Source organism: Cryobacterium sp. MP_3.1, assembly GCF_035984795.1.
Taxonomy (GTDB): domain Bacteria; phylum Actinomycetota; class Actinomycetes; order Actinomycetales; family Microbacteriaceae; genus Cryobacterium; species Cryobacterium zongtaii.
Genome location: NZ_JAXCHV010000009.1, coordinates 93325 through 110087 on the forward strand (window position 1 = coordinate 93325; position 16763 = coordinate 110087).

Here is a 16763-nt window from a genome sequence, read left to right on the forward strand (position 1 = left end):
GTGCCTGACCCGCTGACGGCGGCTGTGCCGGTGCCGGCGACCCGCTTCGGGCACGGCCTGGTGCTCGGCAAGTTCTACCCGCTGCACGCCGGGCACTCGGCCCTGATCCGCACGGCGCTCAGCCGCTGTGACAGGGTCACCGTGCAACTGTTCGGGGCCAGCGTGGAATCCATCCCGCTGAGCGTGCGCGAGGGGTGGCTGCGCGAGGAACACCCCACCGCGCACGTCGTGAGCGCCATCGACGACGCCCCGGTGGACTTCGACTCCGCCGACGCCTGGGACGAGCACATGGTGTTGATCCGGGCGCTGCTGGATGCCCCGGTCGACGCCGTGTTCTCCAGCGACCCGTACGGCGCCGAACTCGCCGCCCGCCTGGGCGCCGCGTGGGTGCAGGTCGACCCCGGCCGGCGGCACACCCCGGTCTCCGGCACCGCGATCCGGGCGGATGTGCCGGGCCACTGGTGGGCGCTGGCCCCCGCCGTGCGCGCCTGGCTGACCCCGCGCGTGGTGGTGCTCGGCGCCGAATCCACCGGCTCCACCACCCTCGCCGAAGCCCTCGCCGACCACTACGACACCGCGTGGGTGCCGGAGTACGGCCGCGAGCACAGCGAAACCCGGGTGGGCGGCCTGGACACCCCGTGGCGCAGTGACGAGTTCGACGTCATCGTGGACCGTCAGATCGGCTGGGAGAACCAGGCCCTGCGCCGGGTGCCGCGGCCGCTGCTCATCTGCGACACCGACGTGCTGGCCACCACCCTCTGGCACGAACGCTACGTGGGACCGACCCCGGCCGGGCTCGTGGCGCGCGCCGCCGCGCATCCGCCCGCGCTGTACCTGCTCACCGGGGACGAGATCCCGTTCGTGCAGGACGGCCTGCGCGACGGCGAGCACATCCGGCACGCCATGCAGCACCGGTTTCGACAGGCGCTGGCCGGGCAGGACGTGCCGTGGCTGGAGGTGACCGGGTCGGTGCCGGAGCGCCTCGCGCAGGCGGCCGTGGCCATTGACCGGATGCTCGCCGGAGTCTTCGACTTCGCGCTGCCCCTGGAACAGCATGCGGCGCTCGAGGCCGCCGGAACCGCCGGGCCCGCCCGATAGGCTGAAAACCATGGCGCTGGGGAATCGTTGGAACAAGGTATCCGAATCACCGACGCGCGCTAACGCCGCCACACTGGCCGAGGAGCTGACCGCGGAGGACCTCTTCACCGAGGCGCCGGCGGTGGTGGACACGGCGCTGGACGAGAAGCTGCGCCAGGCTTACTTCTGGTTGGTGAACCGGGCCGTGATCTCGCCGTTCTACGACGTCGAATTCTCCACCGGTTCCCCGGTCATCTTCGAACTCGGCGACGCCGGCGCCGAACTGCACCTGCCCACCGACCAGTCCTACTCCTCGAACGTGCTGCTGCCGCTGCTCACCTTCGCGGTGGGCGGCAAGTGCCTGCTCGTGGGCGGCCCCGGGCGCGGCAAGACCACCCTGGCCATCCTGATGGGCGTGCTCGCCGGGTCGGGCGCCCGCGAGGTGCGCCGCAACGTGCAACAGGGCCAGCCCCAGGTCACGGTGAGCGACCTGGTCGGGATGCCGCTGCCGCGTGACCTCGTCACCGCCGGGAGCCTGGCCGAGATCGAGATCGCCTGGCGCAGCTGGCTCAGCCAGCCGGTGAAGATCATCGACGAGTACAACCGCATCCCCACCAAGACCCAGTCGGCGCTGCTCACGATGGTGGCAGAGGGCTACGTGGAAAGCCACGACCAGATGCACTCGACCGCGCCGGAATCCGGGGTGGAGAGCTGGTTCTTCACCGCCAACGACGACGCCGGCGGCGGCACCTTCCCGGTGATCCAGGCGCTCCGCGACCGGATGGACGTGACCGTCGCCGCGCAGGGTTTCAACAACCGGTTCTTCGACGAACTCGTCGCCCGCGTCGAGGCCGGCGAGCGGCCGGAGGACCACCTGCCGCCCGAGCTCATCTTCGACGCCGACGAACAGCGCCTGCTCGAGGCGGCCATCCGGGCCGTGCCGCTGCCCGGTGCGGTGCGTCGCCAGCTGGAGTTCTTCGCCAGCCACTTCGAATTCGTGCAGCAGGGCGGCCGCCGGTTCGAATATCGCACCAAGGACACCGTGCGCACCGGCGGTGGCGAGGTGGCCGAGGTGATCGAGGCCAACTCCGGCGCCGACCTGCAGGTCGACCTCGGCTCGCAGACCAGCAACAGCCTCTCGGTGCGGTCGCTGCAGACCCTCATCCGCTACGCCAAGGCGATGGCCTACTTCCGCGGCCGGCCCGTGGTGGGCCTGGACGACCTGGCCGCCGTGCTGCCGTTCGCGCTGCGCGGCAAACTGCTGCCCAACGAACTGCACCCCCGCTTCGACGTGGGTGCCGACCGGGAGCTGGCCACCGACTCGATCAGCTGGCTCGCCGACCTGTTCACCGAGTCCCGCCGGCAGTTCACCGCCCTCGGCCTCGGCGGCAACGACCCGATCAGCGACGCCCTCGACCTGTTCAACCAGGGCCTGGACGCAGTCAGCTCTGCGGAGGCCGCGCAGCGCCTCACCGGCATTGAATCCCTGATCAGCGGCATCGCCAAGCAGGGCAAGCTCTACGGTCGGCACTTCGACGACCTGCTCGCCCTCAAGTACCTGCACCAGCGCTACACGAACTACGTCAGCTGGCTGGGGTTCAGCGGGTGACCCAGCGCCCCCGGCACCTCGTGAACGAGACGCTGGAGCTCACCGACGAGGCCCTGCCGGAGACCACGGTCGACCTCGAGCTCTCGGCGACCCGCATCCAGGAGCGGCACGGCGAGGCGGCCGGCGCCCGCTACCGCCACTTCGTCGGCCGGGCCGTGGCGGCAGCGCCCGACGCCGACCGGGACGACCTGCTCACCCTCGCCGCCCTCGCCGCCTGGAGAAGCGGCGCGTTGGCGTTCCGAACGGATGCGCTGCGTCGCCTCGACCTGGCCCTGGCCCACGAACGCACCGGCCTGCCCGCCCTCGCCGCGGCGCTGGGCCTGGGTGAGGGCGGGGTGGCCCCGTTCGCCGCGTTGCAACTGAACTCCCGGTTCGGCTGGCCCGGCCTGCACGCCCCCGGAGACCTCCTCGCCGTGATCGGCGGTTTCCGCGGCCTCTACGGCCCGTGGCTGGCACCCCCGGTGGCGGCGCTGGCCGGCGACCGGCCGGGCAGCTTCCTGATCCGCACCGGCAGTGCTGCCACGGCCGAGGACTGGCTGCTCACCGCCGATGTCTTCGGGCACACCCTCGTGCGGCTCGCGACCGACGAGCAGGGGAATGTCGACGCTGCGGCCGACGCACGGTGGTCTGCGGCGTGCGATACCGCGCAGGGGCTCGCCGAGACCGGTGCGGCCGGCGCCGTGCTGACCGTGCGCGCCTACACGGCACAGCTGTGGACCCCGGAGGAGCGGCCGTGACGGCTGCGCCGCTCACCCCCGAGCAGCGCAGCGCCTGGCAGAGCGCCCAGGCGCTCTGGGGCGTCGAACTGCACGACCCCGAGCTCGCGCCGGACGCGAAGGAGGCGTCCTTCGCCTGGTTCAGCTTCCCGCCGCAGGTGACCTTCGACCTTCCGCAGGCAAAGCGGCTGGGCGTCGGGGCGTTTCTGGAGAGCATCTTCGCGCACGAGATCGGCCACCACGCTCTTTCTCCCTCGACCCGGCTGACGAGCCTGAAAATCCGGCACCAAATCGCGCGGGCGCTCGCGGCCACCGATGCCGCGCGCATCCCGGATGTCGCCGACCAGGTTCACAAACTCTCGAACCTGTGGTCGGACATGCTCATCAACGTGCGGGTTGCCGAGCTGCAACGGCGGCGGGACGGCGAGGCCACGCCGCCGGAGATGGTGCGGATGTGGGCGGTGCTGGGCGGGAACGACAGCGCCGATCGGCTCTGGTGGGTGCTCCTGCGGGCTTACGAGATTCTGTGGGTGCTCGCGGCCGGGGCCCTCTGCCCGGCCGAGCCACCGGCCGTCGCGATCGACCCCGACGAGGTGGTGCGGCAGCGGATATCGAAGATCACCGACGCGCGGCAGAAGAAGAACCGGCTCAATGAGGTCCTGGCCACCAAAGACCCGAAGAAGCTCGCCGAACTGCAGCTGTCGGAGCGGACCGAGGAGCTGGCCGCCGAGGTGCAGCGCGAGTTCGATGCCCTGGCGCTCACCGACCCGCGGCTCGACGCGGTGCTGCTGGCCGAGACCGTGCGCACCTTCGGTGACGATCCGGTGAGCGGGGCGCTGCGCTTCGGGATGCTGTTGGCGCCGTACCTGGTGGCCGAGGGGCCCACCAGGCACCGCCCCGGGTCGGTGGTGCACGGGGGAGTCTGCGACGGCGAGTCCGGAGCGACCCCGGCGACCGCGGGTGAGCTGGTCGCGGTGCTGGGGGATGCGCGCCTGAGGGAAGATCCGGAGCATCCGGCGGTGGCCAAGGCCCGCGGCCTCACCACGGCCGGCTCCGGCGCCGGCACGGTGCCTGGCGCCCCGGACTCGCCGGGTGACGGCCGGCCCACCGCGCCTTCCGGCCAGGGCTACGGCCTGGCCCGGACACTGGATCTCTACCGCGACAGCGGCGCCAACGCTGTGATCGCCGCCTGGTATCAGACCCGGGCGCGCAGCTACGTGAAGCCGCTGCTGCAGCGCACTCCGGATGCGCCCCCGGCCGACGCCGAGATCCCGGGTCCCCTGGCAGCGTGGGAGCTCGGCGACGACCTCGCCGACATCGACTGGGCCGCGTCGATGGCGAGAAGCCCCACGGTCGTGCCCGGGGTGACCACCCGGCAGCGGGAATACCTGCCCGACGCGCCGCCCGTGGCCACCGCGAGCCTCGATCTGGACCTGTACATCGACTCCTCGGGGTCGATGGTGAGTCCCGCCAACGAGTCGCCGGCCGTCCTGGCCGGCAGCATCCTCATCCTCTCGGTGCTGCGCGGCGGCGGCCGGGTGCGGGTGACCTCATTCTCGGCGGCCGGACAGGTCGCCGGTGGCGAGAGATTCACCCGGGACCGCCTCGAGGCGCTGCGTGACCTCACCACCTACTTCGGTTGGGGCACGGTCTTCCCGCTCGACCTGTACGGGAGCCGGTATCGCGGCCGGGGCCGCACCAGCGCGAGTGTGCGCCGGCACGTGGTGGTGCTTTCCGACGAGGGACTGCTCTCGATGTTCGGCGCGGGGCAGCCAGAGTACGCCGACGTCGCCGCCCGGGTGCGCCGCGGGCTCGACACGGCCACGCTGATCCTGCAGGACCCCCGCCGCTCCGTCGCCGAGCCTGCCGCTGCGGCCGGCTATGACGTCGAGTACATCCAGCGGATGGACGATGCCCCGGCCGCCTGCGCCCGGCTCGCCCGGCGATTGACGGAGAGCGATCCGCGCCATGCCACCCGATCACCAGGAGGATTCCGTGGCTGAGAGACCCGCGCCGTTCTGGCGCCGGCTGACCAACTCCGCCGGGCTCAGGGCCCCGGACCGGGGGGAGCTGGCGACGAACGCCACGCCGTTCTCTCCTCCCACCGCGCGGGTGCCGCGCCCGGCGGCCGACGCGGAGCCAGCCGGCGCCACGCCGGATGCAGTTGACTCGGAGGCGCTTCTCGCGGTGTGGTTCGCGCGTGAGCAGGACGACGTGCTCGTCTGGCGCACCTGCCTGCCCGGGGCGAGTACCGCCGAGATCGCCACCCGCCTGTCCCTGGTTCCGGCGTCCTTCCTCGCCGACGACGTGGCTATCCTCCCGCTCGCCGAGAATATTCTTGAAATGGAATACGGCGCCGTCGGATCAACGCCGCCGGACCGGAGGGGGCAGGAGGTCCTCCGGATTGTGGACCAGGTGCGGGCCACCGGGTCGACCGCCGCCCGCCGGGGCGCGGCCCTGGTGCTGTGGCTCTGGGCCAGCGAGGACCTGAACGGTCCGTTGTCGGTGCCCTTGAGCCCGGTTTGGTATGGCCGCGCCATGGCCGCGCTCTCGTTTCGGTTGGCGGCGGTGGTCGACCCGGCCGAGTGGGTGCGCACGGCCGACCGGCGCGACGAGGCGGCCCGCACCTTCCTGCTCTGGTCCGGCCACCTGCCGGCCGGCGAGGATGAGGCCACCGCAAGGTCGATCCTCGCCATGCGCGACTCCCTGCAGCAGAACGCGGCGCTGGCCCAGACCATGGCCGAACACGAACACCGGCTCCAGGTGACCAAACGGCTGCAGGAGGCCAGGGCCCGGGAGGCCGCCGCCCGGTACTCGAATGAGTAAGCGACCGGGGCCGGCCATGGCAGTGCCCGACCCGGACGACCCGCTGGCGTTGGTCGAATACGTCCCGGGCGGCACCGTCGCGCTCACCGACGCCGAACGGTGGCCCACCCTCGATGTGGCCGGCGCGGCGCGGTTGGATGCCGTGCAGCGGCATCCGCTCGCCCCGGCCTGGGTGCACCGGACCGGTGACAGGCTCACCGCCGACGGTGTGGCCAGGGCCCAGGCGGCGCTGCCCGTCACCGGTTGGCTGGCCGAGCACCTCGCCATCGCCCGCCGGCTGCCCGCCTACCGCAGGGTCGCCGACACCCTCGGTGAGCTGGGCACCTGGCCCACCGTGACCCGCGACGATCTGCTCGAGAACGTGTCGGCGTTCGTGCCGCTGGATGCCGACCTCGATCGGATGATCGAGGGCTCCAGTTCCGGCACCACCGGGCGGGCGCTGCAGATCCCCGACGACATCGAGGAGGTCGCTCGCAGCTTCCACCTGCTGGTGAACCTGGTGGCCGAGCAGGGTATCGACTGGCGGCCCGACCCCGCACGGATGGCGCTGGCCTACCTGGTGCACCAGCGGCAGGCGTTCACGTATACGTCCTCGATCAGCAGTTTCGGTCAGGCCACCATGGCTAGGCTCAACCTGCACCCGTCGCAGTGGCCGGCGCCCGGGCAGCGCACCGGGTTTCTGCTGGACCAGCAGCCGCAGGTGATCACCGGCAACCCCACCAGCCTGGCGGAGCTGCTGCACCCCGATCTCGTGGCGGGGCTGCGGCCGCTCGCGCTGTTCAGCGGCGCGATGGCGCTCAGTCTGGCCCTCCGCCGCGACCTGGAGGCGGCATACGGCTGCCCGGTGATCGACGTCTACGGGCTGCACGAGACCCGGCCGATCGCCGCCAGCGCCGACGGGGGACCCTTCGTGATCCTCGATCGGCGGGTGCACGTGGAGGTGCTCGACGGTTCCGGCGACCCGGTGGCACCCGGGGAGCGCGGCGAGATCGTGGTGACCGCGGGGGAAAACCCGCTGTTGCCGCTGGTGCGGTACCGCACCGGGGACTTCGGCCGGCTGGTCGACGTGGCCGGCCGGCCCGCACTGGCCGACCTGGAGGGCCGGGAGGCCACCCGGTTCCTGGCGCTGGACGGTGCGCTGGTGCCCTGCGCCGACCTCACCCAGCAGTTGCAGGCCGGCGGGGCGCGCGGCTGGGCCGTGCGACAGGGCGTCGACGGCAGCGTGACCGCCACCGTGGTGGGCGGCGATGCCGGGCAGATCGGTGCGGCGCTCGGACGGTTGCTGGAGCAGTCGGTGACCGTGACCGCGGTGCCGACCCTGCTCGATCTCGGCGAGGGCAAACCGCGCCGCTACGAGTCCGAGGCGCCGGGCACCTAGCTCACCGTTGTGGCGCGGATGCGATTGGCAGAGTCTGCACCATTTGTGGCAGTCGGTTCCCGCAGCCGGCCGGCCGGTTTCCCTAGGCTGTGAAGATGCCGATCACCCCCGACACCAAAGACTGGACCTGGGTGCTCGAGCGCCCCTGCGCCGAGTGTGGATTCTCCGCCGCCGAGCTCCGCTACGACGACGTACCCGACCTTGTGCGCCAGAACGCGGCCGCCTGGGCACCCGTGCTCGACCGACCGGATGTTACGGTGCGGCCCGACGACACCACGTGGTCGGTGCTGGAATACGCGGCCCACGTGCGTGACGTGTTCCGCATCTTCGACCTGCGGCTGGGCCTGATCCGCGCCGAGGACGACCCGCTCTTCGCGAACTGGGACCAGGACGCCACCGCGGTGGCCGAGCGCTACAACGAGCAGGATCCACAGGTCGTGGCGGCGGAACTGGCCGCGGCCGCGGCATCCGTTGCCGAAGCCTTCGCGGCCGTGCCGCCCGCCGACCGGCAGCGCACCGGCCGCCGCAGCGACGGCGCCCGCTTCACCGTGACCACGCTGGCCCAGTACTTCATCCACGACCCGACGCACCACCTGCACGACGTGTCGCGCTGACCGGACGTCAGCGATCCGGTCACTCGAACGGCCGACGCTGTAAACTTCGGCCATGACGACGGACCGCAGCGTGGCGCGCAGCCCGGCCGTTGTGGCGCACAAGGTGCTCAACAACAACGTCGTCATCTCGGTCGACAGCGCCGGCCAGGAACGGGTACTGATGGGACGCGGGCTGGGATTCCAGTTGCAGCCCACCGACACCATCGACCCGGCGAGGGTGGAGAAGACCTTCATCCTCGAGCAGGGCAGCGGAGCCGATCACGCCCGGCAGCTGCTCGCCTCGGTGCCGTATCCGGTCATCGAGGCCGTCACGGCCGCCGTCGATGAGGCCGAGCGGATCCTGGGGCGCAGCCTCGGTCGGCGGCTGCCGATGGCCATCATCGACCACGTGCAATACGTGCTCGAGCGCATGCAGAAGGGCATTCGGATCCCGAGCACGGCGATGCCCGAACTGCGCGTGCTGCACCCGCAGGAGTTCGACGCGGCGCTGGCGATGGCACGATCCGTCAGTGCCAGTCTGCAGACCGACCTCCCGGCGGAGGAGGCCGTATTCCTCACGATGCATATTCTCAACGCGACCCGGGATGAGCCCAACGGCACCGCGGCGTTGCTCTTCCGTCGGGTACAGCACGTGGTCACCACGGTGGAGGGCGGCCTCGGCGTGCAGCTGGACGTGGCGAGCCCGGACTACGCGCGGTTCATCCTGCACATCCAATTCCTCCTGCAGCGACTCGTGGCCCAGACGATGCTGCGAGGCTCCGACACGTCGTTTTTCGAGTTCGCCAAACACAGTTATCCGCGCTCGTACGCGATCGCTGCCGACGTCAAGCTATACGTCAGCGAAGCCACCGGCTCCGATCTCACCGATGAAGAACTCCTCTACGTGATCGTGCACGTGGAGCGCCTGGCCAACCAGGTTGTGGATGGCGCAGCGCCCTGACGGTGTGCTAGCGTGAGCGTCGCAGGGCGAAGACGACCTGTGGAAGCTCTTCGGATTGTTACTGCGCAAGCAGGCAAAACCTGGACTCTCATCGCATAGCGCGATGTCTGAGTTCAGGTCTTTTTTTTGCCCAAAACACCGTGAGCCGCTTCTCAGAGACAGAAGTCGCGATGCCGCGGCGGAAGGCGAATGACACAGATGGACTATTCCAAGACTGCTGCTGCGGTCCTCAAGGGCGTTGGTGGCGAACAAAACGTATCGTCGCTCGTGCACTGCGCGACGCGCCTGAGGTTTGTCATCAAGGACGACTCGAAGATCGACAAGGCGGCCGTCAAGGCCTCGCCCGGCGTCATCGCCACGGCAGAAGCCGGCGGCCAGTACCAGGTCGTCATCGGCAACGAGGTGCCAGAGGTGTTCGCCGAGATCGGCAAGATCTCCAACCTGACGGGCGGGTCGACGAACACGACCGGTGCCACGACGGATGCCCCGAAGGGCAACCTGCTCAACCGTTTCATTGCGATGATCTCGGCGATTTTCACCCCGCTGGTATGGGCTCTGGCCGGAACGGGACTGCTCAAGGCGTTCCTCGCCGCGGCGGTCACCTTCGGCTGGCTCGACAACACGACCACGACGTACGTGATCCTCAACGCGCTGTCGGATGCGTTCATCAATTTCCTGCCGCTCGCACTGGCGATCACGGCGGCGAAGTACTTCAAGGCCGAGCAGTTCACCTCCCTCGCGATCGCCGGCGCCTTCGTCTATCCGTCGATCGTCGCCCTCAACGGGGCGCCCGACATAACCTTCTTCGGTGTCCCCGTCACAATGGTCAGCTATGTGTCGAGTGTCATCCCGATCATCGTCATCGTCTGGCTGCAGAGCCACGCCGAGCGCTTTCTCTACGCCAAGCTTCCCGCCGCGATCCGCCGGTTCGTCACCCCCATGCTCCTGGTTGTTGTCCTCGTTCCGCTGACCTTCCTCGCCATCGGCCCGCTCTCCAACGTGATCAGTGGCGGCCTCGCAGGCGGCATCGGCTGGATTTTCACCGTTCTGCCGTGGCTCGGCGGCGCAATCATGGGCGGTCTGTGGCAGGTTTTCGTAATCTTCGGTTTGCATTGGGGCTTTGTTCCCCTGATGACGGCCGAGTTGCAGAGCACAGGTTTGACCTACCTCCTGGCGCCCCTCTTCGCTGCAGTTCTGGCGCAGGCCGCGGCCGTCACCGGTGTCTGGGTTCGCACCAAAGATGCGAACCTGAGGTCCCTCGCGGCCCCCGCCGCGCTGTCCGGCTTCCTGGCCGGTGTCACCGAGCCAGCCATCTACGGCGTGAATCTGCCACTCAAGCGCCCGTTCCTGTATGGAATCATCGGCGGTGTCATCGGCGGCGGGCTGATTTCGGCGGGCGGTGTGGCCGGCAACGCCTTCGTGCTCCCCTCGGCACTGGGCCTTCCCGCTCTGTTCAGCGAGGGAAGCATCGTGATGCTGGTCCTCGGCCTCGCCGTCGCCGTCCTGGTGCCGTTCCTCCTCACCGTCATCGTCGGCTTCAAGGACCCGGTCGCTGAGACCGCCGCCCCGGTGGATGGCACCGACCTTGTTGTCCTCAGCCCGCTGGACGGCACCGCCGTTCCGCTCACCGAGGTTCCCGACGCCGTCTTCGCCGGTGGCGCACTCGGCAAGGGTGTCGCGATCATCCCCCGCGTCGGCGCTCTGTACGCCCCGTTCGACGCTCTCGTGGTCGCCGCGTTCCCGACCGGTCACGCCATCGGCCTGCAGCACGCCGACGGCGCTGAAGCGCTGATCCACATCGGCATCAACACTGTCAAGCTCGGCGGCAAGCACTTCTCCCTCAAGGTCGAAAAGGGACAGCAGGTCAAAGCCGGCGACCTCCTGGTGGAGTTCGACATCGCCGCGATCACCGCGGCAGGCTACGACGTGACCACCCCTGTGATCATCACGAACCCGAAGAAGTACCCGGCCATCGGCTCGCCGGCCGCGGGCCCGGTGGCCCACGGCGACACCCTCTTCCTGGCCGTCGCCGAAGAGGAATTGGCCCTGGCCTAGTAAGCACACCCAGCACGTCCCGGTGGAGGAGCGGCCCTGCCGCTCTTCCACCCCGTGCACTGCACCACATCTGCAGTGCGTAATAGAGGAGTACACGAATGACCGATTCAACATCCACCTTCCCCGCTGACTTCCTCTGGGGCGGCGCCACCGCGGCGAACCAGATCGAGGGCGCGTACAACGAGGGCGGTAAGGGCCTGTCCATCCAGGACGTCATGCCCCAGGGCATCACCACGCCGCGCGCCGCCGGCCCGACCGACGACAACCTCAAGCAGGTGGGCATCGATTTCTACCACCGCTATGCCGAGGACATCGCCCTGTTCGCCGAGATGGGTTTCAAGACCTTCCGCTTCTCCATCGCCTGGAGCCGTATCTTCCCGCTCGGCGACGAGACCGAACCCAACGAGGAGGGCCTCGCGTTCTACGACCGCGTGCTCGACGAGTGCGAGAAGCACGGCATCGAGCCGCTGGTGACGATCTCGCACTATGAGACCCCGCTGCACCTGAGCGAGACCTACGACGGATGGGTCAACCGCGACCTGATCGGCTTCTACGAGCGCTACGCCCGGGTGCTCTTCGCCCGCTACGGCAGCCGGGTGAAGTATTGGCTCACCTTCAACGAGATCAACTCGGTGCTGCACGCCCCGCTGATGTCTGGCGGCATCAACACCCCGAAGGACCGGCTGTCCAAGACCGACCTGTACCAGGCTGTGCACAACGAGCTGGTCGCCAGCGCCCTGGCCACCAAGGCCGCCCGCGAGCTCGCGCCCACCGCCCAGGTCGGCTGCATGATCCTGGCGATGCCGACGTATCCGCTCACGCCAGACCCCGACGACGTGATGGCGTCACTCACCACCGAGCGCACCAACCTCGCCTTCGGAGACATCCACGTGCGCGGCGAATACCCGGGCTACTACCTGCGCAGCCTGCGCGACCAGGGCGTCAACCTGGAGATCACCGACGAGGACCGCGCGGTCCTCAAAGAGAACACCGTCGACTTCGTCTCGTTCAGCTACTACGTGAGTGTGGCCGAGACGGCCGACGATTCGCAGCGGGTGATGGGCGAGGGCAACATTTTCCCCGGCGTGCGCAACCCGACGCTGAAGGCATCCGAGTGGGGCTGGCAGATCGACCCCGTCGGCCTGCGCATCGTGCTCAACCAGTTCTGGGACCGCTGGCAGAAGCCGCTGTTCATCGTGGAGAACGGTCTGGGCGCCAAGGACGAACTCGTCGAGATCGACGGCCGCAAGACCGTCATCGACGACTACCGCATCGCCTACCTGAACGACCACCTCGTGCAGGTCGGTGAGGCGCTCACCGATGGTGTGGAAGTGATGGGCTTCACACCCTGGGGCTGCATCGACCTCGTCAGCGCCAGCACGGCACAGATGAGCAAGCGCTACGGGTTCATCTACGTCGACCGCAACGACGACGGCAGCGGCACCCTCGATAGGTACAAGAAGAAGTCGTTCGACTGGTACGCCGAGGTCATCGAGTCGAACGGTGCCAGCCTCACCCGCTAGCGTCGATGTATACGTATTAACCCTTGGGTGGTCTCCCGGACCCGGTTCGGCCCGGGAGACCGCCTCGTTTGGAGCTCCACATGATTTCCCCGCGCATCGCCTTTCTCGACGTGGACGGCACCCTCATCGACTCGGGCGAAGTGATCGCCCCGTCCACCATCGAGGCGGTGCAGACCGCCAGGGCCAACGGGCACCTGGTCTACCTGAGCACCGGGCGGGCGTCGGTGGAGATCTACGCGGCGATCCGCGACATCGGCTTCGACGGTGCCATCACCGCCGGTGGCGGTTTCGCCGAGATCGGCGACGAACTCGTGATCTCCCGCACGATGCCCGAGGATGCGGTCGCCCGGATGGTCGGCTTCTATGAGGAGTCGGGGTACGACTTCTACCTGCAGTCCTACGACGAGCTCTTCCCGAGCCCCGGGGTCCGGGGTCGGTTCGCGGCGTACCTCGACGACGACAGCGAGCGGAAGGGGGAAACCCGCACCGACCTGGCCTCCGTCACCGACGCCGACGAGCACCCCGCGCTGAAGGCCTTCGCCGACGTGCGCCCGCTTCGTTACACCGGCATCGCGAAGTCGGTGTTCCTCGCCGCCGACCTCACGGCCTTCGACAGGGTGTCGGAAGCGCTCAGCGGCGACTTCCACGTGATCACCGGCACCATCCCGCACCTGGGCAAGGGCAGCGGCGAGGTCACCCTTGACGGGGTGAACAAGGGCACGACCCTCCTGCAGCTGCTCGACAAGCTCGGCATCGACGCGGCATCCGCCATCGGTATCGGCGACAGCACCAACGACATCGAGATGCTGCAGGTCTGCGGCGTCGGCATCGCCATGGGCAACGCCACCGACACGGTCAAGGCGCACGCCGACGAGGTCACCACCTCGGTCCTCGACGACGGCGTCTGGAACGCGTTCCGCCGCCACGGCCTGATCTGACGGCTGCTCGCCCCGGGTTGCGCGGGTAGCCTGAGCGGATGAACGAGCCCTCGGCCGAGATGCGCACGCGGCTGACCGCGTGGGGTGTGACACCCGTGGGGACGGGGTTCTCGACACCGTCGAGCGAGCTCATGCCCGGCACCCGCGGGGGTGAAGCCGTGATGCTGAAGATCGCACTGGTGGAGGAGGAAGCTCGGGGTGCCACCCTCCTCGAGTGGTGGGGCGGGCACGGAGCCGCGCGGGTGTTGGCGCGGACCGACCGGGCGACGCTCATGGTGCGAGCGACCGGTTCTCGCGATCTGACGGTCATGGCGGCGGCGGGTCAGGATGCGGCAGCGACAGCCGTCCTCGTGCAGGCCGCGCTGACCTTGCACGAGCGCACACCGCCCTCCTCCGGAGAGGTGCCTCTCGTCGCCCTCCGCGACTGGTTCCAGGTTCTGCTCACCACCCGCTCCGACGACCCGGTGCTGCAGCGGGCGGCCGAACAGGCCGAACGGCTGCTGGCCACGACGTCGCCGGCGGATGTTGCGGTGCTGCACGGCGACATCCACCACGGCAATGTGCTCGACTTCGGCGACCGCTGGGCGGCGATCGATCCGAAGGGCCTGATCGGGCATCGCGCCTTCGACTTCGCCAACATCCTCTGCAACCCGACCGAAACGGCCGCGCTCGACAATCTCGCGGCGCGGCTGAACACCATCAGCCGCCAGGCGAGCATCGACCCGGTGACGCTAGCGGAGTGGACCATCGCCTGGTGCGGTCTGTCGCTGGCCTGGGCGCGGGGCGACGCCATTCCCACCTGGCACGCCCGAACCGCCCCTGCCGTGGCGGACCTCCTGTTGGAAAGCCTGAACGACGGGGATAAGTCGAGTGGAACTTTCAGCATCGGAGCGTAGTGTCGGGGATACGCATTGCGCAGTTCTATGTGGTGACACTGGAGGTCTTCTGTCATGTCCCGTACCTGGTTGAAGTGGATGCCCGCCGTCGCGGTTCCCGCCGTGATCGTCGCGGGGGTCCTCGCGGTTCCGTTGCAGGCCGGCGCGGCCGTTGACCTGCCGGACAAGACCCCGCAGGACGTGCTCGAACTGGCGGCCGGCAGAACCGTCGACACCTTCTCCGGCACCATCGAGCAGACCTTGGAACTCGGACTGCCCGAGATCCCCAGCACCGGGGACGCCGCCGCCGCCGAGTTCGCCGACGCCCTCGACCTGCTCACCGGCAGTCACACCGTGCGGGTCTACCAGAACGGCCCGGACCAGAGCCGGGTACAGGTGCAGGACACCATGTCCGAGCGCAACCTGATTCAGAACGGCGCCGACCTCTGGCTCTACGACTCCGTCGACAACACCGCCGCGCACACGACCCTGCCGGCCGACACGGGTGACCGGTCGGCGCCGGGTTACACGCCGAGCGAGATGGCCGAGACGTTCCTCGCCGAGGTGGCGCCGAGCACCGAGGTGACCCTGGGTGCGAACACCGAGGTGGCCGGTCGCACCGCGTACGAGCTGGTGCTCACCCCGAACACCGACGACACCCTGGTGGGATCCGTCTCGATCGCGGTCGACTCCGAGACCGGGCTGCCGCTGCGCGTGCAGGTCGAGGCACAGGATGCCGCGGAGCCCGCGATCAGCGTGGCCTTCAGCTCGCTCAGCTTCGACGCCCCGCCCGCCGACCTGTTCGTCTTCACCGCGCCGGCCGGAGCCACGGTCACCGAGGAGACCCTGCCCACCAAGGACGCGGCCGGCCACCCCGAGGGTGAGACCAGCGGCGTGACCGTCACGGGTTCCGGCTGGGACGCCGTCGTGTCTGTGCCGGCCGGCGCGGATGCCGCGGCCATGGCCGAACTCACCGCCTCACCCCTGTACAGCCAGCTCACCGACGCCGTTGACGGCGGCCGGGTCCTGAGCACCACCCTCATCAGCGTGCTGATCACCGACGACGGCCGGGTCCTCGCCGGTTCCGTCCCCGTGGAGCGGCTGCAGGCCGCCGCAGCCCAGGAGTGACCATCCCCGCCCGGGCCGGCGACCTGGCCATCGAGACCCGGGCTCTCACCAAGCGATTCGGCCGCCAGATCGCCGTGGACGCCATCGACCTGGCCGTGCCGATGGGCTCGGTGTTCGGCTTCCTCGGCCCGAACGGATCGGGCAAGACCACCAGCATCCGGGTGATGCTCGGCCTCGCCGCGGCCACCAGCGGCGAGGTCAGCCTGCTCGGTGAGTCGATGCCGGGCCGCCTTGCCAGGGTGCTGCCGCAGGTGGGCGCCCTGGTGGAGGGTCCCGCGTTCTACCCGTTCCTCTCCGGCGCCGCCAACCTGCGCCGGCTCGACTCCGCCGACCGCGCCGCGCCCGGCCGCAGCCGCAGGGCCCGGGTGGACCGCGCGCTGGACCGGGTGGGCCTGTCGAACGCGGCGGGCAAGAAGGTGTCGGCGTACTCGCTGGGTATGAAGCAGCGCCTGGGCATCGCGAACGCCCTGCTGATGCCGCGCCGACTGCTCGTGCTGGACGAACCGACCAACGGGCTCGACCCGCAGGGCACCCGCGAGGTGCGCGCCCTGGTGCGATCCCTGGCCGGCGAGGGCACCACGGTCTTCGTGTCCAGCCATCTGCTCGCCGAGGTGGAGCACATGTGCACGCACGCGGCCATCATGAGCGCCGGACGCCTGGTGTCCCAGGGCACCCTCGACGAGCTGCGCGCCGGTGAAGCCAGGGTGCGGGTGCGAACCCCGGATGCCGCGGCGGCGATCCGGGTGCTGGCCGCCGCCGGCCTGGTGGCCGAGCTGGAGTCCGCGCCGGACGAGCGCGGCGCCGAGAGTTTCGACCGCTGGGTGAGCGCCCCCATCGAGTTGCCCCGCAGCGGACGAGCTGCCCCGGTAGAGCAGGGCAACTCGTCCGAAGGTGGGCAACTCGGCGAGGGGCCCGCCCCCGAGGCACTCGTCGCGGCGCTCGTCGCCGCCGGGGTGCGGGTGCGAGGTTTCCACCTGCAAGACACCAGCCTCGAGGACCGCTTCGTGGCTCTCACCGGAGAGGGGTTCGACGTTGTCCGATAAGACGGTGTCCGATAGGTCGGTGTCCGGTGGGTCGCTGTCCG

14 protein-coding genes are annotated in these 16763 nt (G+C 69.7%); all 14 read left to right on the forward strand.

Translation table 11 applies throughout. The features are described from left to right. The 14 genes from RCH12_RS08195 (at position 1) to RCH12_RS08260 (ending at position 16722) form a co-directional block, all read left to right on the forward strand. Positions 1 to 1098 carry an AAA family ATPase gene (locus RCH12_RS08195; RefSeq protein ID WP_327016578.1) on the forward strand — a complete coding sequence of 366 codons (1098 nt, stop codon included), beginning with the start codon at positions 1 to 3 and terminating at the stop codon, positions 1096 to 1098. A 10-nt stretch (positions 1099 to 1108) separates the two neighbouring features. Beyond that, complete coding sequence (locus RCH12_RS08200; protein WP_327016579.1) at positions 1109 to 2686, forward strand: AAA family ATPase; 1578 nt, start codon at positions 1109 to 1111, stop codon at positions 2684 to 2686. After that, positions 2683 to 3423 carry a hypothetical protein gene (locus RCH12_RS08205; RefSeq protein WP_327016580.1) on the forward strand — a complete coding sequence of 247 codons (741 nt, stop codon included), beginning with the start codon at positions 2683 to 2685 and terminating at the stop codon, positions 3421 to 3423. The genes RCH12_RS08200 and RCH12_RS08205 overlap by 4 nt, the downstream gene beginning before the upstream one ends. Further along, entirely contained in the window at positions 3420 to 5405 is a 1986-nt protein-coding gene (locus RCH12_RS08210; protein ID WP_327016581.1) for a VWA domain-containing protein, read from the forward strand. The genes RCH12_RS08205 and RCH12_RS08210 overlap by 4 nt, the downstream gene beginning before the upstream one ends. Then, positions 5398 to 6228: a phosphohydrolase gene (locus RCH12_RS08215; RefSeq protein ID WP_327016582.1), complete on the forward strand. Its 831-nt coding sequence runs from the start codon at positions 5398 to 5400 to the stop codon at positions 6226 to 6228. Before RCH12_RS08210 ends, RCH12_RS08215 begins: the two co-directional genes overlap by 8 nt. Next, positions 6221 to 7606: an AMP-binding protein gene (locus RCH12_RS08220; protein WP_327016583.1), complete on the forward strand. Its 1386-nt coding sequence runs from the start codon at positions 6221 to 6223 to the stop codon at positions 7604 to 7606. The genes RCH12_RS08215 and RCH12_RS08220 overlap by 8 nt, the downstream gene beginning before the upstream one ends. Before the next feature lie 95 nt (positions 7607 to 7701). Further along, the gene (locus RCH12_RS08225) at positions 7702 to 8220 is read left to right on the forward strand and encodes a DinB family protein (RefSeq protein WP_327016584.1); all 519 of its coding nucleotides are present in this window, start codon (positions 7702 to 7704) and stop codon (positions 8218 to 8220) included. A 52-nt stretch (positions 8221 to 8272) separates the two neighbouring features. Further along, positions 8273 to 9160: a PRD domain-containing protein gene (locus RCH12_RS08230; protein ID WP_327016585.1), complete on the forward strand. Its 888-nt coding sequence runs from the start codon at positions 8273 to 8275 to the stop codon at positions 9158 to 9160. Positions 9161 to 9349: 189 nt separating this feature from the next. Continuing rightward, on the forward strand, positions 9350 to 11215 hold the full coding sequence (locus RCH12_RS08235) for a beta-glucoside-specific PTS transporter subunit IIABC (RefSeq protein WP_327016586.1): 1866 nt from the start codon (positions 9350 to 9352) through the stop codon (positions 11213 to 11215). 98 nt (positions 11216 to 11313) lie between these two features. Next, on the forward strand, positions 11314 to 12738 hold the full coding sequence (locus tag RCH12_RS08240) for a glycoside hydrolase family 1 protein (RefSeq protein WP_103429883.1): 1425 nt from the start codon (positions 11314 to 11316) through the stop codon (positions 12736 to 12738). A gap of 80 nt (positions 12739 to 12818) precedes the next feature. Beyond that, positions 12819 to 13676 carry a Cof-type HAD-IIB family hydrolase gene (locus RCH12_RS08245; protein WP_103429882.1) on the forward strand — a complete coding sequence of 286 codons (858 nt, stop codon included), beginning with the start codon at positions 12819 to 12821 and terminating at the stop codon, positions 13674 to 13676. Positions 13677 to 13714: 38 nt separating this feature from the next. Continuing rightward, positions 13715 to 14572 (forward strand): aminoglycoside phosphotransferase family protein, encoded by an 858-nt coding sequence (locus tag RCH12_RS08250; protein WP_327016587.1) that lies wholly within the window; start codon positions 13715 to 13717, stop codon positions 14570 to 14572. Between the two features lie 54 nt (positions 14573 to 14626). Further along, entirely contained in the window at positions 14627 to 15679 is a 1053-nt protein-coding gene (locus RCH12_RS08255) for a LolA family protein (RefSeq protein WP_327016588.1), read from the forward strand. Then, a complete protein-coding gene (locus tag RCH12_RS08260; protein WP_243399012.1) occupies positions 15676 to 16722 on the forward strand; it encodes an ABC transporter ATP-binding protein in 1047 nt (348 codons plus the stop codon). Before RCH12_RS08255 ends, RCH12_RS08260 begins: the two co-directional genes overlap by 4 nt. The last annotated feature ends 41 nt before the right edge of the window (positions 16723 to 16763 follow it).